The organism is Xanthobacter sp. NM-25 (assembly GCF_022138605.1).
GTDB lineage: Bacteria > Pseudomonadota > Alphaproteobacteria > Rhizobiales > Xanthobacteraceae > Xanthobacter.
On record NZ_JACBFS010000006.1, the window covers coordinates 103507 to 125178 of the forward strand.

General features: G+C 60.8%; 21 protein-coding genes and 1 pseudogene. 2 read left to right on the forward strand and 20 right to left on the reverse strand.

Annotated elements, in window-relative coordinates; translation table 11 throughout:
* Positions 1-7: 7 nt before the first annotated feature.
* The 10 genes and pseudogenes from MEU52_RS17130 to MEU52_RS17170 form a co-directional block, all read right to left on the reverse strand.
* The gene (locus MEU52_RS17130) at positions 8-988 is read right to left on the reverse strand and encodes a LysR family transcriptional regulator (RefSeq protein ID WP_337927660.1); all 981 of its coding nucleotides are present in this window, start codon (positions 986-988) and stop codon (positions 8-10) included.
* 417 nt (positions 989-1405) lie between these two features.
* Entirely contained in the window at positions 1406-2638 is a 1233-nt protein-coding gene (locus MEU52_RS22020; RefSeq protein ID WP_273546377.1) for a DUF3363 domain-containing protein, read from the reverse strand.
* 168 nt (positions 2639-2806) lie between these two features.
* Positions 2807-3499, reverse strand: a pseudogene (locus tag MEU52_RS22025) (relaxase/mobilization nuclease domain-containing protein); the annotation flags it as partial.
* On the reverse strand, positions 3457-3777 hold the full coding sequence (locus tag MEU52_RS17140) for a hypothetical protein (RefSeq protein WP_238123322.1): 321 nt from the start codon (positions 3775-3777) through the stop codon (positions 3457-3459). The pseudogene MEU52_RS22025 and the gene MEU52_RS17140, both read right to left, overlap by 43 nt.
* A complete protein-coding gene (locus tag MEU52_RS17145; RefSeq protein WP_238123321.1) occupies positions 3774-4706 on the reverse strand; it encodes a lytic transglycosylase domain-containing protein in 933 nt (310 codons plus the stop codon). The genes MEU52_RS17140 and MEU52_RS17145 overlap by 4 nt, the downstream gene beginning before the upstream one ends.
* The gene (locus tag MEU52_RS17150) at positions 4703-5038 is read right to left on the reverse strand and encodes a DUF736 domain-containing protein (RefSeq protein ID WP_036284009.1); all 336 of its coding nucleotides are present in this window, start codon (positions 5036-5038) and stop codon (positions 4703-4705) included. The genes MEU52_RS17145 and MEU52_RS17150 overlap by 4 nt, the downstream gene beginning before the upstream one ends.
* 35 nt (positions 5039-5073) lie before the next feature.
* On the reverse strand, positions 5074-5619 hold the full coding sequence (locus MEU52_RS17155; protein ID WP_036284011.1) for a S26 family signal peptidase: 546 nt from the start codon (positions 5617-5619) through the stop codon (positions 5074-5076).
* On the reverse strand, positions 5616-6134 hold the full coding sequence (locus MEU52_RS17160; RefSeq protein WP_036284013.1) for a DUF2840 domain-containing protein: 519 nt from the start codon (positions 6132-6134) through the stop codon (positions 5616-5618). Before MEU52_RS17160 ends, MEU52_RS17155 begins: the two co-directional genes overlap by 4 nt.
* 61 nt (positions 6135-6195) lie before the next feature.
* Positions 6196-7272: a replication initiator protein A gene (locus tag MEU52_RS17165; protein WP_238123320.1), complete on the reverse strand. Its 1077-nt coding sequence runs from the start codon at positions 7270-7272 to the stop codon at positions 6196-6198.
* Positions 7273-7542, reverse strand: a complete 270-nt coding sequence (locus MEU52_RS17170; RefSeq protein ID WP_036284017.1) for a helix-turn-helix transcriptional regulator — start codon at positions 7540-7542, stop codon at positions 7273-7275. It lies immediately after the preceding gene.
* 461 nt (positions 7543-8003) lie between these two features.
* Between MEU52_RS17170 and MEU52_RS17175 the strand changes: the two genes are divergently transcribed.
* Positions 8004-8291 carry a DNA -binding domain-containing protein gene (locus tag MEU52_RS17175; RefSeq protein WP_238123319.1) on the forward strand — a complete coding sequence of 96 codons (288 nt, stop codon included), beginning with the start codon at positions 8004-8006 and terminating at the stop codon, positions 8289-8291.
* Positions 8292-8399: 108 nt separating this feature from the next.
* Positions 8400-9146, forward strand: coding sequence for an SAM-dependent methyltransferase (locus MEU52_RS17180; RefSeq protein ID WP_036284021.1), 747 nt, complete (start codon positions 8400-8402; stop codon positions 9144-9146).
* 47 nt (positions 9147-9193) lie between these two features.
* On the opposite strand, the gene MEU52_RS17185 is transcribed toward MEU52_RS17180, so the two are convergent.
* From MEU52_RS17185 to MEU52_RS22030, 10 genes are all read right to left on the reverse strand, one after another.
* Positions 9194-9715 carry a DUF2285 domain-containing protein gene (locus MEU52_RS17185; protein ID WP_036284023.1) on the reverse strand — a complete coding sequence of 174 codons (522 nt, stop codon included), beginning with the start codon at positions 9713-9715 and terminating at the stop codon, positions 9194-9196.
* A gap of 46 nt (positions 9716-9761) precedes the next feature.
* Positions 9762-9977, reverse strand: a complete 216-nt coding sequence (locus MEU52_RS17190; protein ID WP_036284025.1) for a transcriptional regulator domain-containing protein — start codon at positions 9975-9977, stop codon at positions 9762-9764.
* 218 nt (positions 9978-10195) lie between these two features.
* Positions 10196-10723, reverse strand: coding sequence for an antirestriction protein ArdA (locus MEU52_RS17195; RefSeq protein WP_238123318.1), 528 nt, complete (start codon positions 10721-10723; stop codon positions 10196-10198).
* A 342-nt stretch (positions 10724-11065) separates the two neighbouring features.
* A complete protein-coding gene (locus MEU52_RS17200) occupies positions 11066-11434 on the reverse strand; it encodes a hypothetical protein (protein ID WP_238123317.1) in 369 nt (122 codons plus the stop codon).
* 116 nt (positions 11435-11550) lie between these two features.
* On the reverse strand, positions 11551-12882 hold the full coding sequence (locus tag MEU52_RS17205; protein WP_238123316.1) for an ATP-binding domain-containing protein: 1332 nt from the start codon (positions 12880-12882) through the stop codon (positions 11551-11553).
* On the reverse strand, positions 12879-14711 hold the full coding sequence (locus MEU52_RS17210; protein WP_238123315.1) for an ATP-dependent nuclease: 1833 nt from the start codon (positions 14709-14711) through the stop codon (positions 12879-12881). The genes MEU52_RS17205 and MEU52_RS17210 overlap by 4 nt, the downstream gene beginning before the upstream one ends.
* 85 nt (positions 14712-14796) lie before the next feature.
* Positions 14797-16761, reverse strand: a complete 1965-nt coding sequence (locus MEU52_RS17215; RefSeq protein WP_238123314.1) for an ATP-dependent nuclease — start codon at positions 16759-16761, stop codon at positions 14797-14799.
* Between the two features lie 99 nt (positions 16762-16860).
* Entirely contained in the window at positions 16861-18693 is a 1833-nt protein-coding gene (locus MEU52_RS17220) for a hypothetical protein (protein ID WP_238123313.1), read from the reverse strand.
* Between the two features lie 14 nt (positions 18694-18707).
* Positions 18708-18938 (reverse strand): hypothetical protein, encoded by a 231-nt coding sequence (locus MEU52_RS17225; protein WP_238123312.1) that lies wholly within the window; start codon positions 18936-18938, stop codon positions 18708-18710.
* A gap of 471 nt (positions 18939-19409) precedes the next feature.
* Positions 19410-21653: a hypothetical protein gene (locus MEU52_RS22030; protein ID WP_443267459.1), complete on the reverse strand. Its 2244-nt coding sequence runs from the start codon at positions 21651-21653 to the stop codon at positions 19410-19412.
* Between the last annotated feature and the right edge of the window lie 19 nt (positions 21654-21672).

The window sequence follows — 21672 nt, forward strand, 5'->3', positions numbered from 1 at the left end:
TGCTTCTCTACTCTGGTCGAGACGAATCAGGAATCTTCCCCGGTCGGATCGACCGCCCCATCTCGTTTGCGAGACTGAGCAGGTTTCGCAGCGCCGCACCCCGATTGAACGGCGACCATACAGCCGAGAAAGGAATTGTCTCTGGCTCGTCCGCAATTGGGAGGAAGACTACGCCCGAAGTTGGCAACAACGATGTAGCCGCTCCAGCGATGGTTATGCCAAAGCCTTGTCCGACCATCGATAGCAACGTGCCGCGTTCAACATCGAAGCGTTGAATCGACGATGCGGGCCAGCGTCCGGCAAGACGTAGGACAACATGATCGTGCATCTGCGGGCCTGTGCCACCGACGCGAACAAGGAACGTCTCGCCTGCTAGATCAGGCCAAGTGACAGCAGGCCGTGAGGCTAGCCTATGCCGATCTGGCAACGCTGCGATGATTGGTTCAGTCCATATCTGTCGAGAATGGCAGTCGGGAGGCTCCGGCGAGCCGGCCACAAATGCGATATCGAGGCGGTCGGCACGAAGCTGCATAATTGCATCGCGCGCCGTTCCCTCTGTCATCTCGACCTCGATACCGGGATAGTCCTCCCGGTATCGCCCAATTAGTTCCGCGAGGAAGCTGTGAGGAATCAGAGCGTGGACGCCAATGCGGAGGCGACCGCATTCCCCTGACGCTGCTAGGCCGGCTGCCTTCACCGCATGGTCGAGTTGGTCCACGCCGGCCGCCACACGTTCGACGAAATGGCGTCCGGCCTCTGTCAGACGGACGCCTCGCGCATGGCGCTCAAATAGGAGAACACCAAGGTCTTCCTCAAGCATCTTCACCCGTGCGCTCATACTCGACGGGCTAACGCCAAGCGCCTTCGCAGCATGGCGAAAGTTCAAAAACTCAGCAACAGCGAGAGTCTGAATTAGTGACACCATGGGTATTCGCAACCCGAGGGAAGTTTTCCATTCTTGGCGAGAATCTGTCCTAGAGCGCCGCATGACGGTGCTCCGACAGATAAGAAAAAGTCGAACTGCCTGAAATGACGTTGGCGACTAGCGCCCAAGCCAATCGCGCGGATCGAATGGCAAAATGGCGGTTTCGGTAGGCGGTGAACTGGCCTGAATAGATGCGTCCGCCCCGCAACGAGGCGTGCAGCATATGCCGCGTATTTTCTGGATTGTGCATTGGAGAAGCCTTGCAAGCGTCGCAATAGCTTGCCGCTCCGCAATCGCTTATCCGATCACGGACCCAAACCGACAAGCACGAAGCCGCTCACTGTCAGCGCGAACGGCTAGCGACGTGCCACAATCTCCAACACAAGCCTCTCCATCGTAGGTAGGGAAAGGATAGTCATCGGCGTGCCTTATCGTCAACGCCGGAGAATTTGATGGCGATACAACCGAGGCAGGTTTGATTCACACACCAAGACCTCGTGTTTTGCCGAGCTGCCACGACACCGATCCGCCCTGCACGACGCCCATAACCTCACGGCCGAGCTGGCGGTCGATAACAGGCCGCCACGGGACAAGGGTAAATTCATGGGATTGCTCGACCACGGCGAACTTGCCGCTCGATAGCTGCACGGTGCCGGTGAACTTGCCGCGCACGTTCTCGCCGTCCGTGGCAGCGCGGAACGGCAGCCCCTTGCTCTCGACCATCTCCGCGCCGACGCGGGCAACCTCGCGCTCGCGCAGGGTGGCGAGAAGGTTGCGCCGATAGAAAATGCGGCCGTTCCGCGCTCGGGTGGCATCGCCCTGTTCGATATGATGCTCGCGCCGCTGGTCCATGGCGTCGCGCACCTGCTGGCCGAAGCCGGTCGGGGCAAGGTCGGCCGTCTCGCCATGGATCAGCCGCCGGTCCAGCCAGGTCGCGCCGTCCGATCCGATCTGCCTGTCCAGATTGACGGGAGATAGGACGCGAACGCTGGCCTGCCGGTCTCGGCCGGCATCGTAGTCGGCCGCTCGGCTGACCAGATCATCGGGGATGCGCCATTGGTCGGCGTCGATGCGTTCTACGATCCCGGCCCGGCGCAGCGCCTCCAGCCGGCGCACATGGGCATCGACATAGCCCTCATAGTCGCCGCCCGGAACGCGACCCTCGAACTTCGCCTGCTCCAGATGGCGACTCGGCCGATAGATGCCGTCCTCGGCGATGGCCGTGATGGTGCGGTCGGACGGCCGGGCCGTCGCCTCGGCCGGGCCGATCTCGATGGTGCTGCCTATGCGGGCGTCCTCCAGCCGCTCGGGCGCGATGCCGGCGATGTGGTGGGTGCGGCCGTCGATCCCGTCCACCACAACGGTCAGGCTCTCCCCCAGCTCGTCGGACAGGTGCTTGTCCACGACGCGGCCGACAACGGGCGTCTCGGGCGATCCATCATGGATTTGGAAGCTCATGGGATCGCGTTCGCCGCCTTGCGGGCCGAGCGCCCTCTGCATGGTGCGGATAATGTCGCCGCGCTCACCTAGCTCGCGCAGGGCCGGCTCCATGTCCTTGCTCAATTCCCAAACGCCGGGCGCGTGCTCGGTCGCCAGCCCCATCTTCTCTAGTTTGGAAAGACGACGCAGGCGCAGCGTCCGCTCAAACTGCCGCTTCGGTTCGGCCGGTTCATGGCGCAGGTCGAGGAAACGGGCATCGGCTTCCTCAGCCATGGCGCGGTCGATCCGGGTGAAACGGTCTTGGTCAATTTCGGCCGACAGCTTGCGGGTCTGCTCGATCTCCGTCACGGGACCGAGTTCCAGACTTGCAAGCTCGCTGGCGCGCTCGCGCAGGCCGGCGGAAAGGTAGTCGCCATTGATGACTAGATCCCCGCCGGTATCGTCGCGGCCGTTGACGACGATATGCACATGGGGATGGCCGGTGTTGTAGTGGTTGACGGCGACCCAATCGAGTTTCGTGCCGAGGTCCGCTTCCACCTGTTTCATGAAATCGCGGGTGTAGGCTGTCAGGTCCGACAGCTCCGCGCCGTCCTCGGGCGAGACGATGAACCTGAATTGGTGGCGGTCGTCCTTGCCGCGATCAAGGAAGGCGTCGCCATCGGCGCAGTCCTCGGTCGCAGAATAGAGCCGGCCCCGCTCGCCATCGCGTGACGTGCCGTCGCGCTGGACATAGCGCAGATGCGCGCGGGCGCGTCCGCCCTTCCACGCGGCCCGAACGCTGCGCTGCTTGACGATCACACGGCGGCTGCCCTGCTGGCGATGATGCCAGTTGCCGGATATGTTCCGGGCGCGCACGAAGCTCGCGCCCCGGCCGCGCTTCACGCCCTTGCCGCTGGCAACCATGGCGCGGGACCGCCCCGGCGATGACGGGCGCGCGGATGACGGCATGGAAGGATCGCGTGAGGCTGCTGCCTGATGCTGGCGGGTGATCTTCCTGACCTGCGTGAAAAAGCTCTTGGTCTTGCCGGCCTTCGGCGTGTCGGATCGGATGCGGCCGGGCTTCGGACGGAAGCGGTTTTCGTCGTCGGCGCTCAAGGGCGCGACTCCAGCCCAAACCGCCGGAAAACGGCCCATCTGCGCCTATGGTGCCGCTCGAAACCCAGCCAAGCTAGGGCTTTGCGCAAAATCGCGGCACGCGGCCCCTCAAAACCATGGTGCCGGAACCGGCCACCTAACCAGTGTGCAGACAACAATAATTTCCAGAAGCGGCCCGACATGGTGCCGTCTTCTTTAATCTTGCCCTCCGCCCTTTCTGCCTTTTCTGCCCCTCCTGCCGGGAATCCAGCCGGGCAAAAACGTGCCTGACTGGATGCTGAAACCAGCGTTGCCGAGCGCAGGAACGCCGCCCTCATGGCGTTTCCTCGTCGCTGGCGCTCGCCACGAAAATGCTGCCGTCCTGCGACTCCGCACGGGCGGGATCGCGCGCCGGGACGGCAGCGCGAGCGTCGCCTGATTGCACCTCGGACGGCGGCGCGGCGACAGCCCGCGTGTCGGCCGGACGCATAACGAACAGCGGTGCCTCGCGCCAGTCGGGCGGCGGTGCCGGTGGTTGCAACGGCGCATCCGATGGGGCCGCGCCGCCAAGGTTCGGGGCGAGCGCGGCGACATAGGCGCGCGTCTCGGCGGGAAGCGGTCGGCCCGTCGCGCGGTGCTCGTCGTAGCGGCCGGGACCGGCATTGTAGGCCGCCAGCATCGCCGCGACATTGCCATAACGGTCGAACATTTCGCGCAGGTAGGCGGTGCCGGCGAGGATGTTGTCGCGTGGGTCGTAGGGATCGCGGCCGAGGCCATGGCGGACGCGCAGGCCCGCCCATGTGTCGGGCATCACCTGCATCAATCCCATTGCTCCGGCCATTGAGACCGCGCGCACATCGCCCGTACTCTCGGCGCGCAGCACGGCGCGAATCCAGTGCTCGGGGATGCCGAAACGCTGCGACGCCTCGGCGATGTGGGCCGCATAAGGATGGGTAGCGGCCGGGCGCTCGACCGACGCGGATTGCGCGACAGCGACGCCCGATCCGGCGCAGACGGAAAGCGCGCCGGCCAATATCAGGACGGCAAAATGTCGTGCAGCCCTGTCTCCGCTTCGACACCAGCCTGCCAGCGTGCTCGCTGCGGTCAAGGGCGAGGCGCAAGCGCCGGCCGATGGCCGCCCCTGACCTTCGCTGCGCGCGCCGGCAGGCTGGTGGCCGAGCGGGACGGAGGGATGAGACGGCTTTTCCGCGAACAAAGGGATGACGATCTTGGACCGGATAGCGGGCCGGACGCGCGCGGCCATCATTCCTCGTCCTCGACTTTCCGGGGGTGCTTCCAACGCAGCGTCCAGACCGAAGGATCGTCGTTGGACTGGAACAGTTTGGCCCGGATCGGGAACGGGAAGATTGGTCCCTCCAATCGCATCGACACGAACTCGCCGGCATTTTCGCTGGAGTCTTTCCATGCGGGTCCGGCGTCCGGGCCGTCCTCGCTATCGAGGCGCACGCGATAGTCGGGCGCGTTTTTCACGTCGCTCGGCTTGGCCGGGACGATGAACAGCTTTTCGTGGAGGCCGAACGAATGAAGCTCTCCGGCATAGCCGGTTTCGGTGCGGGTGAAGGTGCCTATCTCTGCCATGGAAATCTCCTGTGATTGGCTTTCGGGGGATGGTTTCAGTGTGTCGGCGCGCGCCACTCGTAGCGGCCGACGCCTTCCTCATCGGTCCAGAGCGGGACCGCTCGGCCGATGACGGAAGCTGCGGGGATGGGTCCGAAATAACGGCCGTCGAGGCTGTCGCTGACCTCCCAATTCATGAGGAAAAGCTGATTGTCGCCGACGACGCGGCAGCCCTGCCAGACGGGCAGATCGCGGCCGAGGCTGTCGCGCTCCAGCGCCTCGCCCATCTCGATCCCATTCACCGTGATCGTGGATCGCAAGCGGCAAACCCGCTGTCCCGGCAAGCCGAGCACGCGCTTCAAGAGCGGGACGCCTCGCGCGATATAGCCGCGCTCGACCATGAAGCTGGCGAGCGGTTCGGGCGGCATGAGGACGACCAGCTCGGGCACGTCGAGCGCGTCGGCCGGCTCGACCGTGTAGAAGCCGACCGGCGCGCTGGCCGTGGCGTTCCAGATGAGTTTTGCGGGCCAATCGACGGCGCTGGTGGCGACGATGCCGATGACTGACAGCGCCGCCACCGTAAGGATGCGGCGGCGCGTCATGGGTCGATCCTTCGGCGATGAAGCCACGCAGCATGTCGCTCGGGGGTGTAGGCGTGTGGCTCCAGATTGGCGGTCAAACGGTTGTGGACGTGCCGCCAGTGCTCCGGCGAGGCGTCGGCCGGATCGAGGCCGAGCGATTCCACGGCGTCGATGGCGGCAAGCGCGCGCTGCACCTTCGGCCAGCCGTCGAGGCGCAACAGGATTTCGCCGCCGGGGCGCACGAACGGCAATGTCTGGAACGGCTCGCCCCTGCCGATGGCCCGCACAATGTCGATGCGGGAAACGACAGTGCCATGGTTGCCGCTCGCCCATCGGACGAAGGCGAAGACGCTGCCGGGCGCGAAGCCGACGACGCTTCGGCGGCGGTCGATGATCTGTTCGTAGCTCTTGCGGCCGAACCTTATCCAATGCTCGACCTTGCGTTTCTCGAAGGTCAGCTCGACCAATGTTGTGAAGGGCGCAGGCCCGTCCGGCAGCGGACGGCCGTGCGCGCTGCGATGGGCGCGACGGGTCATTGGTCGTCTCCGGCGATGTGCTGGTGGGAGTTGCGCGCGTGCGCTGCGTCAACGGCGGGCGTCATGGCTCGCCCCTTCGGGCAGAACCGGCACCACGCTTCGCCTGCGCGCGCGTCAAAGAAAAAGAGTTAGATTCTCTGTTAGATAAGTTAGCGGTCGGATTCCGCGTTTCAGGCCAAAGCGTTAGCTGCGGTTCGTGCGCCTGATGTGCCGATAGTGTTGCGCCTGATGTGCCGATACCCCGTGCGCCTGATGTGCCGATGGCATTAACAGGGTTATCAACAGTGCCTGCTGATAAGTTTTCGGGGCGGATGCGCAGCAGCTCGCGGCCGTTTTCCCGCTCGATCTGGAGCAGGTAGCCGGGGAGTTGCTGGCGGGCCGCGATCCGGCGCAGGTCGAGCGCGAAGTCGGACGGCCGGGCGAGGCTGCCGGATTTCTGGTGAAGGTGCGCAACCTCGAAAATCCAGCCGTGGCGCTGGTGCCCGGCGTGTTTTCGGGCGACGCGGTAAAGCCATCGCTCGATGCCGCCAGTCAGCCGGAAATAGGCCGGGTCGATGGTCAGGACCAGCGAGCGGTCGATGACGCTATTGTAGAACCATTCGGGCAGGACGAACTCCATGCCCTCGATGCGGCCGGCGCGCGTCGTCATTTCTTCCCACTCGTTGATCCATGAGAATTGCCGGCGACGCCAATGCGGGCCGTTGCGAATGGTTGTGGCGATGACGGTCGATTGCAGCCGCGCCAGCGCGGCTTTCAGAAGCCGGTATTGGTGATTGCCGGTCGGGCGTCCGATGGCGCGCAACAGGTGGTAGGGCGTGAAGCGGACGAAGCGCGAAGTCGTGAGGCCGTTGTTCTCGGCCGCGACGATCTGCGAGGCTGCCCATATGAGCACATCGGCATCCCATATCGTCGCCATGCCGTGCTCGGGTATCCCGAACACCTGCACCTCTATGTCGGCGGCCTTGTAGAGAATCGGCTTGGTGCGCGGGGTCTTCGCCAGCGAGAAGAACGGCCGTTCCATCAAGTCGCGCTGGTCGCGCGGCGGCGCATCGCCCGTTGCGACCACGAAGGGGTCTAGGCGGCTGCGCTCGCTGTCGTCGCTCGGCGGCGCGGGGGCGTGATCGTCCTCGCGCAGCATCTAGCACTCGTCCCGTTCTTCGGGCGTGAGTGGACGCGCGGGAAACACCGTGCCGGCGGTCTTGTCGCGGGTGGATTTGCGTTCACCCGCCGCGCTCCAGTCCTCCAGATCGCGGACGGTGTAGAGGACGCGACCGCCGACCTTGCGATAGGTCGGGCCGGTGCCGTAGGTGCGATGTTTCTCAAGGGTGCGGATGGATATGCCGAGGAATCGCGCGGCTTCCTTGGTGCGCAACAGGCGCGGCGGCAGGCCCGCAAGCGGGTTTGGCATGGATCACCTCCAGTCGGGATTGGGCTGCCGGAGGGCGGCAGCGGACTGTGGCGAACCATGGCGAGGGATCGGCGGCGCGTAGCGTGCCGCATTTGCGCCTATGCGCTGGCGGCACCCCCCTTTGGGGTGCTGCGCGCCGATAGGTGAGGGATTTCAGCGGCTCGTTGCCTGTTGCGCCGAATAGGCAAAGACATTCGCGCGCGGTTCAGCTAAGAACGTGGGTAGAGCAGACGCGCTGCTCCGGGGCGTCGAAACCCCTCACGAATGGCTGGTGCTGGCCAGAACTGCACCAACTCCTTGACCTATGGTCGGGGAGCCTGTGGCGTATACAACAGGCTTTCCGAGCTAAAGGCCATGGGGCCGTTTCGTGACGGTTTCGAACTCCCCGATCACCAAGAGTCAGAGAGAATCGTTTGCGGGGGCGCACCGCAGACAGTCTCTCTTGGATGTGGGGAACGGCTATGCGGGTTCACGTCGAACTCGATCCCGATGTGGATGACGAAGCGCCGACCGGCGACATCATAACCGTGTATGACGAGCGGCATTACGTCACCTATCTGCGGTTGCTGGATGCGAAGGCCGAGGGCGCAGACTGGAATGAAGTCGCCCGGATCGTGCTGCACCGCGATCCGGCTGCCGAGGAACTTCGGACCTATCGTTGCTGGCAAAGCCATCTCGAACGCGCGCAATGGCTTTCGCGTGAAGGCTATCGAAAGATTCTGGAACAGGCAGCAGCAAACAAGGCGTGAAAATTAGCGGGCTGCAAGCTGGCTTCCAGCCGGCTTTCTGTTGCGGATTTTAGAGCCGCTAAGAACATCAACCCCCATCTTCCTAGTCATGAGAAAGGATTTTCTAAGTTGGATATTCCTCGGATTTTTAACATCACCGAAAGTGCACACCGTATCCATAATCCGTTTACAGCCGACAAGTTCGCCACTCTTGGCGCAGCGTTGCGTTTGGAACCAGCAACCCATGTTCTGGACCTCGGTAGCGGTTCGGGCGAGATGCTGTGCACTTGGGCACGCGACTATAGGATTAGCGGCACAGGTATCGACATGAGCCAGTTGTTCACCGAGCAAGCGAAACTGCGTGCCGCAGAACTCGGGGTCGCCGATCAGGTGGAGTTCATTCACGATGACGCTACCGGCTATGTTGCTGACGAAAAGGCCGGAGTGGCGGCCTGCGTCGGTGCTACGTGGATCGGTGGGGGAGTCGCCGGCACCATTGAACTTCTGGCCAAGAGCCTCCACCCCGGAGGGATTATCCTCATTGGCGAGCCGTATTGGCTGCGGTTGCCGCCGACGGAGGAAATTGCAAAGGGATGCGGTGCCAGTGCGATCACCGATTTTCTGACGCTTCCCGAGCTTGTCGCGTCTTTTGATGGCTTGGACTATGACGTTGTGGAAATGGTTCTGGCAAATCAGGATGGCTGGGACAGGTATGAGGCGGCCAAGTGGCTAACCATGCGTCGATGGCTGGAAGCAAATCCCGAGGACGACTTCGCGAAAGACGTTCGAGCCCGGCTGACGTCCGAACCCAAACGCTATACTGCCTACACGCGCGAATACCTCGGCTGGGGCGTGTTCGCGCTGATGGCTCGGTGATGCCCAGCATTGCGGCGTAATGTAAACAGATGCCGCTGGGCCGACCATCAACGCTTGTTGGGCTTGATTGGATAGCGAAGTAGCAAGCGATAGCCGCCGCGCATCATCTTGATGCCGTGTGCGACCAGCCGGCGGGCCTTGTTCTTGCGCGGGTCGCTCTCAAAATCCTCCTTGGAGCCACGAAAGCCAAGCAGGACTTCGGCGATGGTGCGATAGCTCTCACCGCGAAGCCGGGCGTCGAGCGCGCGCAGGGATAGGATATGCCATTGCCGGAGTTGGGCGGGAACGGCTCGGAAATCGGGACCAGGTGCGCGGCCGTTGAGGGACCGCCAAACACGGCGGGCGGCGTGGGCGCGCAGCTCCAGAAAGGAATCCATCGGTAGGATGGCGGCGTAGAAGGCCGCCGCGTCCGGCATCGCCTCGGGTAGCCAAAATTGATGTGCGACGCCATCCACCTGCCAGATGCCATGCCAGCCATCGGAAGCGCGGCGTAGGTCGAGGCCGTCAAGATGTGCCAGCGTCAATATCGGTTCAGTGTCACTGTCATTGCGCTCAACCGGGGACAGCATCACCGCTTGCGGTAGAAGGTTCGGACTCCAGATCGGCGCTTGCCCATCATGCGGCGCGTCGGGATCGCATGGGAAATCGCAACCCCCAGCGATCCGCAAACACTTCAAGCTCGCGGCCGGGCAGTTGTTGGTTCAATGCGATGGCGTGGTAGTCCTGACGGTAATCGTCATTTCGGCGCAGATATTCCCAAGCGAAACCGGCGACCGGGATATGCTTTGCGTGCCGATAGGCCACAGGCAAACGCCAATCGATAGTAAGCATGACGCACCCTCTCTACTCAAGAGCGCAAACCGCGCCCGGAGTGAGAGCTTCCAAGACAGTCAATTTTAGAAAAAGATGGGATTATCTGACACGTTGTCCGCCCTAGGAGAACAGTTATATTATGTTTTTATTAACGATGTTTTTAATGGTATTCTAGACTTCAGAAATTCTGATCGTTGAACAGTGTCTTCGCCCGGATATGCAGGCGAAACCACTTACTACCTACTCGAAAACAGATGCACCTCGTCGCGTGCAGTTTCCACCGTGAAGAACTCGCCATTCATCTCGGCATCGCGTGCCATCGCGTCCCAATCGACATAGTAGCGCAGGGCCTCGGGGATCGTGACGCTCTCGGTGGTCAGCTCCTCCATGTAGTCGGCGAGGCTGGCGAACTGACCATGATAGCAGTCCTGCAAGGTGGTTTCGGCTTGGTCCATGTCGCCACCGAATTGCTCCAGCAGGCCCGCGCCTAGTGCGCCGTGCTCTGCGATGAAAGCGCCCATCCGCGCCACGTTGTCGATGCCGGCATATTCGCTGATGGTGACGCCCTCGAAACCCTCATAGTCATGGATGGCGTATTCCTCCGCGTTCTCGATGGGGGAACGCGCGAGCATCGCCGCTATCTCGTCCCTGATCGCGTCGGCGTCCTGATCCGCGTCGATCCAAACACCGTGCAGATAGCCGTTATTGTAAGCGGCAAGGCAGGCGATATAGATGCGGGGATTGCTGTCGGATACGTTGGTCATGTCTCTGATCCTCGGGTCTGAAGGTCAGCGAAGCGGAACGCCGCGCCTGACCTTCTGGCCGTCGCCGAGACTGGGGTAGCAAACAGCAAGGGCGGCCGGGGTGGAGGGGGATCACCCGGCCTGCACAAGCCCCTTGGGCGCGGAAGGCTGGGGATACCGCCCCGGGACGGTTCCACTTACCTTGCTGGCGCGAGGGCAACGCCCTTAGCAGACCTATCGAGGGTAACGCGGCGGCAGCCGCGCCGGCCCGGAGGCGAACGCGCTTCCACATTGCGCTGTAGAGAGCCGGAGGACCGCTATGAAAAATGCCCCGGCGCTCTTGCGCCGGGTCCGTCTTTCATATCAGCGAGCGAGCGCGGAACTGTTGGGCAATGGTGCAGCCAGTCGCATCAACGCCGACACGCCAACGAAACCGCCCCCGACCAGACCGAAGATTTGCCGCCAGATTTCAGATGGCACCGCCTCCTTGGTGATGCCGTAAACCAGCGCATACCCCGCGACGGCGGCAGGTGCGGCAAAGATCAGCGTCACGATCAAGCGCAGGATGGGAGTGCGCAACGTCTCGAACAGCAGAGCGGGGATGCCAAACGCCACGCCAGCAGAACCAAAGCCGACCAGCCCGGCACCTATCACGCCGGAGCCGGTCTGATAGGCGAATTGCGCAGCAGTCAATCCCCAGCATGAAGGGCAGAGCATAGACTGCGAGCTCATAGGCCACGACTCAAAGGACGGCGACTAGCGCCACGCTCATCAACATCACGGCTACCATGGTTCTGCTCCTTCACGGTCTGCGCGGATTGCCGTTCGTTACAACCGCCAATCACACGCTATGGCGCGAACGGCGGCGCGTTTATCCGGTTCTGGCCCAGCACGATAACTGTGCAATGGTTCTGCGCGCGCGTGATGCCGTTGTATAGCAGCCTGCGCAGATGTTCCGCGCCGCCTGTGGCGGTATGCGGCCAAAGCACGATGACGTTAGGAAACTCGCGGTTCTTGGCACGCTGGATTGTCATCACAAGATGACCACGTTGCTGCCGGAAGCCCAGACGAGAACGGTTGCGCACTGACTCCCGCACAAACTCGGCGACTTGCGCGGCGGTGAAAGCCGCTTGCCCATGTGCGCGGCGCAAACGGTCCATGCGATTGATGGCTTGCGCGATTGGCGCATGTCCGGCCAAAGGCGTGAGAAGCGCGCGAAGATCGGCGCAGGACGCCGTTTCCGGCAAGGCGATATCGGCCAGCAAGGCGTTCGCTTCTTCGTTGTCATGTCTATCCCATGTGTGCGGATACGGCCCGAAGGTCGCACCATTGTTGCGCGTCCACTGTCTTGTCTGAACGGTAGTAAGCGCCGCGCGGATAATTGCGTTGCTTCCATCCGGCGTGAGAATGACCACCGGGCCGTGGCGCTGCGCAATATCATTGGCAATTGCCCATGCGAGAAGCCCTGTGTTCGCCTGCGTTGCCGCTGCGTCTTGAAGGCGGAAGCCTGCACCGTTCCATGATGTTCGGTTGTTGAAGGTGTTAGCTGCCAGAACCGCCTTCATATCGCGGCCTTCGCGCACGGCGAGCGCGGCAGCCAGCAAGCCCTGCTGCGTGGTGCGCCGAACCTGCGTGAGACGGTGGGTTTGTCCCGCGCCTTCAAGCCAGCCCATGAGGGGCGCGGTATCGCGCCCGTTGTGAAGGCACTGGAAGGCGTCCGCCGCTGCCACGATCCGGCAAGAGGGCGAAAGCCCTTGCAGGATGCGCAAGCGGTGTTCATCAAGGTCTTGCGCTTCATCGACCAGAACGAGCGGGAAACTTCGCGCCACCCATTGGCGGACGGCATCGTTGTCCAGAAGGCCCGCCGCCAGCGCACATGGTCCGTCAAATTCGCTCAACGTATCGGCCTGCGCCTGTATCGCTTGCGTAATAAGGCTCCTGCGCCGCGCCGCCAGTGTTCGGGCGAACACATCGAAGGTTTGGCAATCGAAGCGCCGGCGGAAGGCCGGGTTCTCGCCAAGACGCGCATCCAGACGGCGGCGCGCGCCGTTCATAAAGGTGAGCGCCAAGAGCTTGTGGCCTTCACCAAGCACCCCGTCCTGAACGATCTCTCCCGCGCGGCCCACGAGATTGTGGGTCTTTCCTGTCCCTGCCGCGCCCTCGAAGAAATCGAACGTCATGCAGGCACAAACCGGAAGACGTGCATGTCGGCGGTCGAATCTGCCGCGATGCGCGTAAAGAGCGGCGTGTTGGCGTTTGCAGGATCGCGCAACACTTCGCACAAAGCGTTGAGCACCTGCGCGGCGCGTCCCCGGCAAGCCGCATTCCCCATAAGGATGATGGCGGCGCTCTCATGGGTCGGTGCATAAGACTTCCGGGTAAGCAAATAGGTGGTGAGCGCCTGCAAGTCGGCAAACGGCGTTCCGAGTGCCGTTCCAAGCGCGGCCAGCATTGCGGCATCGTCCGCGCCCGCAATCCATGAAACCACATGCTCCATCGCCCAGCCCTGCGGCCAGAACACGACCGCGCGCGGCGGCGGGTTGCTGGTTCTCACTGCATCGAAGTAGCCGCGTCCCTCATTGTCGCCGTCCACGAGGATGCAAGGCCGCGCGTGAACGGCCCGAACAAGCGCGAACGTGTCGGCAATTTTTGCGTCGATGGTCGGCACGACGCCTACGAAGGTGGAGAGAAGCGGCGCGCCGTCTCCGGCGTCCTGCCAGCCTTGATGCAGTTCAAGGGCGGTTTGCAGCGCCTCAAGCCATGCCACGTCCGAAACCCCTTCGGGGATCAGGATGCATTCGTGCATGAGCGCGGCCACGAGCTTCTGCCGCCATGCAAAGAGCAAGTGTTGCTGGTGATTGGTTGGCTGCGCAGGCAACGGGTCCATGAGCGGCTTGGCGTTCAGGATTCCCCCGCGCGTTTCGATAAAGAGCGTGTCGGGGGCGGGAAACATCGCGGCCACGATGGGCGAATGGGTGGTCACGATTGTCTGGTTACAGAGCGCATTGAGGCGGTTGACCAGCCGCTTCTGCTGCGAAGGCTGGATATGAAGCTCGGGTTCCTCGACGGCCAGAACAAATGACTGGCCCGTTTCCGCGCGCGCCTTGCCGAACTGCATGAGCAAGAGAAGGCTTTGCAACGAGACAAGCCCTGTACCCTGCCGCTGCGAGGGAAGGGTTGGCCCCGTGCCGTGCGCAAAGTGCGGGACAACGCTTTCCAGAACGGAGTCGCTGTCGGTCGAAGTCAGACGCAATTGGAGTCTGGGCGCACTCGCCATGAGCGAGCGCAACTCGTCATTGGCCGCGCCAACGATCTCGGAGAGTCCCGGCTGGTCCTCAAGCCGCGTCCCTTCGGGCGGAGTCCAGAGACGCGCGCGTTCGGCCCGGACGGCCTGCACGGGCATGTCCCCGCGCGTCGCCACCACGCGGCGGAACAACTCGGACGAAAAGGAAATCCACTTATCCCAAGTGCGCGAGGCCGGGACCAGAAAGAAGCCCAACTCTTGGAGAATCTTCGTGTGGATGGTGCGCAAGTGCGCGTCTTCCGCGAACGGATCGCCCAGCGTGGCCTCATCGTCCACAAAGAAGCGGATCGTCTCGGCTTCGAGCTCGTCCAAGTCGAACCGCGCGGCGAAGCCAATCTGCACGGCCAGGTCGGTATGCTGCGCGTCCGGCGCGGCGCTCAAGGTCTTGGCGTTCGGGTCGTACCATTTCTCAACGCCTCGTTCCGGGCTGAACCAAGAGGAATGGTGCTGCGGGTCGTTCGGCGTGAAGCCCGTCACGGTGGCGATGCAGAGGATGCGGGCCTGCTCGTCGGGTGCGCTGCCGTGAAAATCATGCTCAGTGAGGCGGCGCACCAGTCGGTCACGCCCAAACAGCAAGGCTAGCGCCTCGATGATGGTGGTCTTGCCGCTATTGTTAGGCCCGACCAGCACGGCATGGCGGCCCAGCGTAATGTCCGCCGAACGAACACCCCGGAAGCCGGAGATTTTGAGACGGACAATGTGCATTCCGATAGCCCTCGTTTTTTGGTCTGCGTCACAAGCCTCCGGTTGGGCCGTCTCCAAATCGTTCGGGCAAATGATCGCCGTTCGCCTATTTCAGCAGCGCATTGAGATGCTTGAACGCGGCCTCGAAGCGGTCCTTGGTGGCATCCGAAACCTTTGGCCAGAGCGTAACCGCGTTTTCCGAGAAATGGCGGGCTGGGCGGTAGTGGCCGAACGCGCCGGATTTGAACGGATTAGCTTGGAGATAGGCTTCGATGGCGCGAAGCGTGCGCGGCTCCTTGGCGTTGAGTGCGGAAGCCGGAATCGGCGCTTTCAGTTCCTTTGCAAACTCGGCGTTGACAAGGCTCACATAGAAGTCGCGCTCGAACATATCCTCCACGTCCGCCTCGTTCGTCCCGGCGAAGTCCGCGTAGGTGGCGACCTGCTTCTTCTTGAGCAGCTTCTTCTTGTAGAGGTCTTCAATCAGGGCGCGGTCGCTGTTCTGAATATCGAGCAGCGTGGCGACATTCATGCCTTTCTGCGGGGCGAGCAGCGAAACGAAAGCCGGAACCTTCCCGCTGCCGCCCGTGGGCGTAATCACCCAATCTTCGGAAAGGCCCGTGCGGCCTTCGCGCTCAAGCTGCGCAGATATGGCCCGCAGGAACAGCATGTCGGCGGGGCCTTCCACCACAAGCGAGTTGGGGCCGACGAAGAGCGTCTGCTGGATTTCGTAACCGAGCGCACCCTGCAAGGGAAACAGGCTGTCGTCGGTCGCATCGAACACGTTGGTGAGAACCTTCGTGCCGTCCTGATCCTTGGACAGCGGCTCCTTCGCGTCGATTCCCAAATCTTGCACGATCCGCACCCGCTCGAATTTCGCGGGGTCGATCATGAAGGGCGAATGAGTGGTGTAGATCAATTGGTGGGCGGACAACTCCGCCTCGAAGTATTTGAGAAGGTCGGCCTGCGCGCGCCCGTGCAGCGAAAGACCCGGCTCGTCGAGCAATAGGATGACGTTCTGCTTCTGGCGCTTAATATCCTCGTACCAAGCAAGGAACGAGAAGAACCAAACGAAGCCGCGCGAACGTGTGCGTAGCGGTGTGTGCGCCCAATGCACGGTGTCATACACTTCGCCCCAGACGTTGATGCCCTGCCGCATACCTTCCGGGTCTTCGGGCTTGGCGTCGCGCACATCGAACCGCATCTGGATATGGCGGTTCTGGGACCAGTACTTGACGATCCGGTTGGTCAGGTGGTTTCCGGCCCCTTCAAGCTTGTTTTTCAGTTCGGTCGTGTTTTTCGTTTCGACAAGCTTCCTGTGATCGAGGCGCGCCAGATTGATTAGCCCAAGCAGCGGATAATCGGAATCCTCAAGGGTTTTGGCGTCCTCGCGGGCAATCAGGGCGTTGAGATTGGCTTGCCCCTCCATCTGGTAGTATTCGTCGAAGTAGAGAAACTTCGGCGCACGCGGCCAAATCAGCGAATTGAAGATGTAGGAGCCAAGGCCCTTCTCGCGGACCTTCGCTACCAGCCCGTTGAGCGCCTTGACGGCTTCGGTGGCTTCCGCTGCGTCCAATGCTGCGGCGAACGCATCCCAATCCGCAGCCCCAGTAAGCGCGATCTTGAGGTGGTCGGGTAGCGCGGGATTGTCGGCAAGGTACTTGCGCGCGGCGACTTCATCCGTCACCAGCCAGAACTTGCTGTTCGTCTTCCCATAGTAAGTCTTGCGGGTGAAGGTTTTCCCCTTGAGCACCTTGGGTCCGAAGACGGATGTGACGGTCTCGGTATCGTCCGCGTCGAGTTCATACAAGCACTCAACGACAACCGCTTCGTCGCGGTCCCCGTTCTCAACCGCAAAGCGGTAATCCTCGACTTCGCGCTTGGGGTAATCATAGGTTTCATTGAACGCCGCATCTGCGGGAATGATCGGGTTCGTGCGGTAGAGCGCCGTGAGAAGCGTTGTTTTCCCGGCTTCGTTCTTGCCAACAAGGCAAGTGGTTTGCCCGTCCACCTTGATCGGGCCGGAATCCCAGATGCTACGAAATTCGCGGACGGTGTATTCCTTGAGTTTCATCTTCCATCCCCCCTTTGCCTCAATCTAACCGCTGTGCTTAGGTGAGACGCACTCTTAGTATTCGTCGTCCCTGCCGTTCGCTACGTTGGCAAAGATGCCCTATGCCAACGCAGATTCCACGTCGTCATCAGCCTCATCCTGAACCTTTGCAGCTCCAAGGCGACGACTTATACTGCGATAGGCGGTGCTAACTGCATCGCGCCACCCATCGGCAGCCAAGCTTAGGCTTTCCGGTTCAAGCGCCTTCTTCACGTCGTCGGAGGTCCACTCACGAATGAGTTGCTTCGCCTGGGCATAGACAACGGCGTAGCCCACGCGGCCCATCACCAGACGCTCCGACCATTGTCGTGCCAACTCGCGAACGATCTCTGGGTCTTCATAGGTCGCGTAGCGCAGTCCAAGGTGATCCTGTGCCGCGCTGACAGCCGAGTAAGTGAGATTCACAAACAGTTGGTTCGTTTCCCGAACATAGCGGGCGGATTTGCCGGTGATTCCCTTTTCAGCAACGTCATCTTCGTCCCTCAACGGTATAATCTCGGGGGCTTGCTCCAAATTCTTGGAGATATTGGCTCGCTTCGCCCCAGCAGGATTGAAAATAAGGTCGGTCGGACTGGTTGGTGTTTTGTTGCTGTCGCCCGCCGTGCCTTCCTTATGCTCTGGTCGAGCGCCCCTTGCGCCGCCTTCATCGACAAAATGTAGGCCATCCTCCATCTCGCGTGGGCTCTTGGTCTTGACCCGCAACTCGTTCAGCAGGTCTTGTAGCTCCTTTCGGAGGTCATCGGTCGAGGCGGACGACTTCGGCGCGAGCGAGTTGACTATTTCAATGAGCCATTCTGGCCGATTGCGGAATACAAGCTCGGCGAAGTCCTCGACCATGACTTGGCGCTGGTCGCTGCCAATAAGTTGCACGAAGCGGCGATACGGCTCATGCCGAACAGGGAAGCTGTCAGGCAGTTCGACATGGATGGAAATATGGCGGGCGCCGAATGGGATGCCGAACGCGGGCGCATCGGCAGCCCACTTCCGACCCTTCCGCACGTCGTACATCTCACCCCGGAATACAATGGCGGCGGTGCTCACCGAGGATGTCAGCGACCCCGATATCGACTTGTTGTGACCCCCGTCTTGATATGCAGGGTCATAGAGATAATGAAGACGAACTCCCTCGCCGACCTCAACTGCTTCAACGCGGCCGAACGCATCGGCACGCTCCGGGATCGGCTTGAACTGCCGCCGACCATCGCGCGGATGGGTGCCTTCGTGCAAATATACCTCTACGCCGGCCGGAAGACTGTAAAACCGATGGTATAGATATGTCGTAATCCACTGCCGATCCTGCTTCGGGTCGCCATCGTAGGGGTCAGCTACAGTGTCCTGATCCGGGCGGTTGCCGAACAGGACAACCTCCGTCCAATCTTCACCTAGCTGGTACTCACCCTCGTCGCGAACTTGTTCGGTAACGTCGACCACCTCCTCAAAGGAGTCCTCGACCGGAATCCATATCTTTCCGTAGATACCTTCGCGCTTTCCTAGGATTACTTGACTAACCACACCATCACGACAGGAGCGGTAGCGCATCCCAAGGGTGTTCGACGGAAGAGAAGCCACCTTCGCGCCCATGCCGAAGTTGCCCTCCATCGCCATGTCTTTGCCGAGCGAAGCGGCAAGATCGCAGATGTGGTCAAGCTCAGTGCTGCTCAAGCCTGGGCCTGTGTTCCAGATCGCCAGCTTTCGGGTTTCGCCACACTCTGCAACAGACTTGCCTTTGATCTCCACGATACGCCGACCGGCAGGCGCTTTCGCGGCGGCCTCTACGGCGTTCATCACCAGCTCCCGCAACATCATCGTCTTTGGGCACTGTTCGATTTGGCGCGTGACTGTGAAGTCAATGTCGCGGATCGTGATCGGCGTAATTTGCTTGATGTGGCTCACAACGGCCCCCCGCCTTAAAGCTTGAACTCGCCGCCCCCTCGGCCTGTGGACGTGCTGAAGCGCGCCTCGACCTCCGACACCGCGTCCCGCAGCGCCTTCACGATCTTCCGGACTTCCGCTTCCTCATAGACATAGGTTTGACGGTTCGAGAGGTTGCCAATGAGCCGAACCGCCTCAAGCGCCTTGTTGGTCCGCTTTTCGGCCAGCTCGCGAAACTTTGCGCGCTTGTTCTCGTCAGCCGTCATGCGTGAATCGCCTGAATATGTTGCTCTCATGCGATATATGTGTCGTAGGCTGCGGGTACAGTCAACATATTCTCGAAATATTTTCATAATATGTGCAATCCAGATCGACTCCTAGGTGACGGGGGTCGGTCAGAAAGCGCACAATTCGCGCCATTGACGCAGCACTGGATGACGGCACGTCGCCAGCAGTGCGAGGCACGCATCTGCACCAAATGTTGGGTGCCGCACCACGCGGCGACACCCGCGCCGGCCTGGAGGCGAACGCGCTTCCACATTGCGCCGCAAGGATTCGGAGGGCCGCCGGTGACAAAGCTTCGGCGCTTTAGCGTGGGGTCCGCCCAAATCCACGAATGAAGAGGAAGCGGTCGGAACCCGCTGTGATTTCAGCGGGCCCGGCCGATTTTTAGGCGTCATTTTGGAGGGCTATAGCGTAGACGTAGTTCTCGGCTTCATCGGCTTCGGCCCGCCACTTCAGACCGTCTCTGGGTATGCCGACTTCCCGCGAGAGGCCGAAGTAAGGGCGCGCAGCAGTTCGGCCTGCGATGTTATGACGCGAACATGGCGTTCTCCGACTTCGACGCGCGGGGCAAAAGCGCGCAGATGATCCCGCCGGTGGCCGCCGCCCTCCTGTCTGAGCCGACGCCGAGCGGTGGTGGCGAACTTTGGTAAAACAGCCGGCGTCAGCGCCATGCTGCCGGAGCTTTCGAGCGAGGCTTGTGCTCGCTCGAAATCGACTTGCGCTTGGTCGCGTAGCGCCCGGAGGGCGACGACGCGCTCCTTCAACGCCGGATGTTCAGGTCGATCGCCCGCTTCTATGGCCTCGTAGAGGCGTTTCAGGCCACGCTCGGCCTCCGCCGCCCGCTGGTCGCTCGACTTCGTGTCGGGCCAGTTCACCGATGACTTCCGCATCCTCACCGACGTCGACGACGGCGCCCGGGAATGCCTCACCCGGGTGTGCCCATCGGCGCTGGTGGTGGTGAGGGTCTCTTTGACGAAGCTTCCGTCGGTGTCGTAGGCCTTCACGCGGATCGAGGTGGTGCCGTCGCCATTGGCCGTGGTGGTGCTCTGGACGAGATAGCCGTCGGCGTCGGCGGTCAGCACCACGTCGGCGGCGGTGCCGGTGGTGCCGTTGGCGCGGGTGAAGGTGGTGGAGCCGAGCACCTGCGTGCCGTCGGGCAGCACCGCCATGGTGTTGTCGGGCTCAAGGTCGATGGCGGTGATGCCGAGCGCGGCCAGGGTCTTCAGCGTGGTGGTGCCGTCGGCGTTGGTGACGAGCACCTTGAAGCTCGACCATTGGGCGTCGCCGGCATCGAGCGCGCCGTTCCCATTGGTGTCGAACACATTGGCGAGGGCTTCCATGTCGCTGTCGGCGGTGGGATCCCACAGCGTGAACTGGTAGGCCTCGGGCGCATCGACATCGCCGGTGCCGGTGCAGTCATAGACCAGCACGCCATCTCCGGCGGCCGCCCAGGAGGTGCGGTGCGCGGTGCCATCGCCATTCACGTCGCGCCAGACGGTGGATGTGTCGCGCTGGGTGATGCTGATGCCATCGCCATTCAAATCGAGCACGATAGGGAACTGGAAGGTGAAGCCGACCGAGACGCCCTGGCTGTAGAAATTGACCCCCAGCCCGCCGAAGTCAGCGCCGGATTCGAAGCTGTCGTTATTCAGATACGCCGCATAGGACGGCTCCACCCCATAGCTCGACGCATAGGAGTAGCCATAGTTCCAGTCGACGTTGCTCAGGTCGTCGGCATAGATGTAACTAACATCCATATCTCCAACATAATCACTAACACCAGATAGATCGTATAAGCTATAATTATATAAATAATCTAAATTCAAATAATCAAAATTTATGGCATCATTTCCGCGATCGAGCGCGCTCATGTTACCGATTGAGCGCGATAATGCGCCGTCCGGGAAGGCGACTAGAGACGGAGTAAGCTGAGACGAGCCTCCGAGATCATGCGTCGCCTTATCTTCCACCACCATGGCTGCAAACACCATAGGGCCAAAGGCATCAAACGCTTCGTCTAACCTAATATCATCGTCATAAAAATCGCTCAATACATAATTTTCAACATAAAAACCTAGCGTTTTATCAAAATAAATATTTATTTTATTTCCCATATTTTTAGGATCAACGAGCGGCCTTAGCAATAAATCATTCCCAATTTGAGTAATACCAGGCTCTGTAATGAAATTAAAATTATCATTGTATGGCCTAATTTCAATATCTACAATATATCTATTATTTACATTTGAAATAAATTTTCTATTTTGAGAAACGGTATAAGCTGTCGAATTATATATGTAAGTTCTTGTAAAATAATCATACGATGATGTATCTATGTTAAACTGCTTTTGATAAATATTAAAATCTTTAATATTGTATCCATAATTAGTAAGATCGTACTTTGTGTATACTCCATCAGGCAGATTCATCTTTTGATTATCATTGCGCAACATAAATGCCCTAATTTCCGGTGACGCTGCAGGCAGCGCGTATCGCCCTGGCCCATTTAGCATATAGTCGGACGTATTTAGCACAATTTTTGGTATTGTATTTGTGCTATTTATGAAGCCGCTTTCGCTGGAAATCGGCATGTCTGTTCCATAAACGTACAAATTGCTTATAAGTTTTGCAGTTAAATACTCCGTTTTTTCGAAATAATATTCATTATTATAGATATTAAATTTATACCCAGCCATATCCGCACCCGATCTTTGA

Coding starts and splice junctions, on each gene's coding strand:
- MEU52_RS17175 (WP_238123319.1), top strand. CDS start 8,004: ATGCGGGTTCACGTCGAACTCGATCCCGATGTGGATGACGAAGCGCCG.
- MEU52_RS17150 (WP_036284009.1), bottom strand. CDS start 5,038: ATGGCAGAGATAGGCACCTTCACCCGCACCGAAACCGGCTATGCCGGA.
- MEU52_RS17155 (WP_036284011.1), bottom strand. CDS start 5,619: ATGACGCGCCGCCGCATCCTTACGGTGGCGGCGCTGTCAGTCATCGGC.
- MEU52_RS17225 (WP_238123312.1), bottom strand. CDS start 18,938: ATGACGGCTGACGAGAACAAGCGCGCAAAGTTTCGCGAGCTGGCCGAA.
- MEU52_RS17145 (WP_238123321.1), bottom strand. CDS start 4,706: ATGATGGCCGCGCGCGTCCGGCCCGCTATCCGGTCCAAGATCGTCATC.
- MEU52_RS17140 (WP_238123322.1), bottom strand. CDS start 3,777: ATGAGGGCGGCGTTCCTGCGCTCGGCAACGCTGGTTTCAGCATCCAGT.
- MEU52_RS17205 (WP_238123316.1), bottom strand. CDS start 12,882: ATGACGTTCGATTTCTTCGAGGGCGCGGCAGGGACAGGAAAGACCCAC.
- MEU52_RS22030 (WP_443267459.1), bottom strand. CDS start 21,653: ATGGCTGGGTATAAATTTAATATCTATAATAATGAATATTATTTCGAA.
- MEU52_RS17215 (WP_238123314.1), bottom strand. CDS start 16,761: ATGAAACTCAAGGAATACACCGTCCGCGAATTTCGTAGCATCTGGGAT.
- MEU52_RS17210 (WP_238123315.1), bottom strand. CDS start 14,711: ATGCACATTGTCCGTCTCAAAATCTCCGGCTTCCGGGGTGTTCGTTCG.
- MEU52_RS17160 (WP_036284013.1), bottom strand. CDS start 6,134: ATGACCCGTCGCGCCCATCGCAGCGCGCACGGCCGTCCGCTGCCGGAC.
- MEU52_RS17195 (WP_238123318.1), bottom strand. CDS start 10,723: ATGACCAACGTATCCGACAGCAATCCCCGCATCTATATCGCCTGCCTT.
- MEU52_RS17200 (WP_238123317.1), bottom strand. CDS start 11,434: ATGAGCTCGCAGTCTATGCTCTGCCCTTCATGCTGGGGATTGACTGCT.
- MEU52_RS17165 (WP_238123320.1), bottom strand. CDS start 7,272: ATGCTGCGCGAGGACGATCACGCCCCCGCGCCGCCGAGCGACGACAGC.
- MEU52_RS17170 (WP_036284017.1), bottom strand. CDS start 7,542: ATGCCAAACCCGCTTGCGGGCCTGCCGCCGCGCCTGTTGCGCACCAAG.
- MEU52_RS22020 (WP_273546377.1), bottom strand. CDS start 2,638: ATGGCTGAGGAAGCCGATGCCCGTTTCCTCGACCTGCGCCATGAACCG.
- MEU52_RS17130 (WP_337927660.1), bottom strand. CDS start 988: ATGCGGCGCTCTAGGACAGATTCTCGCCAAGAATGGAAAACTTCCCTC.
- MEU52_RS17190 (WP_036284025.1), bottom strand. CDS start 9,977: ATGCTTACTATCGATTGGCGTTTGCCTGTGGCCTATCGGCACGCAAAG.
- MEU52_RS17185 (WP_036284023.1), bottom strand. CDS start 9,715: ATGCTGTCCCCGGTTGAGCGCAATGACAGTGACACTGAACCGATATTG.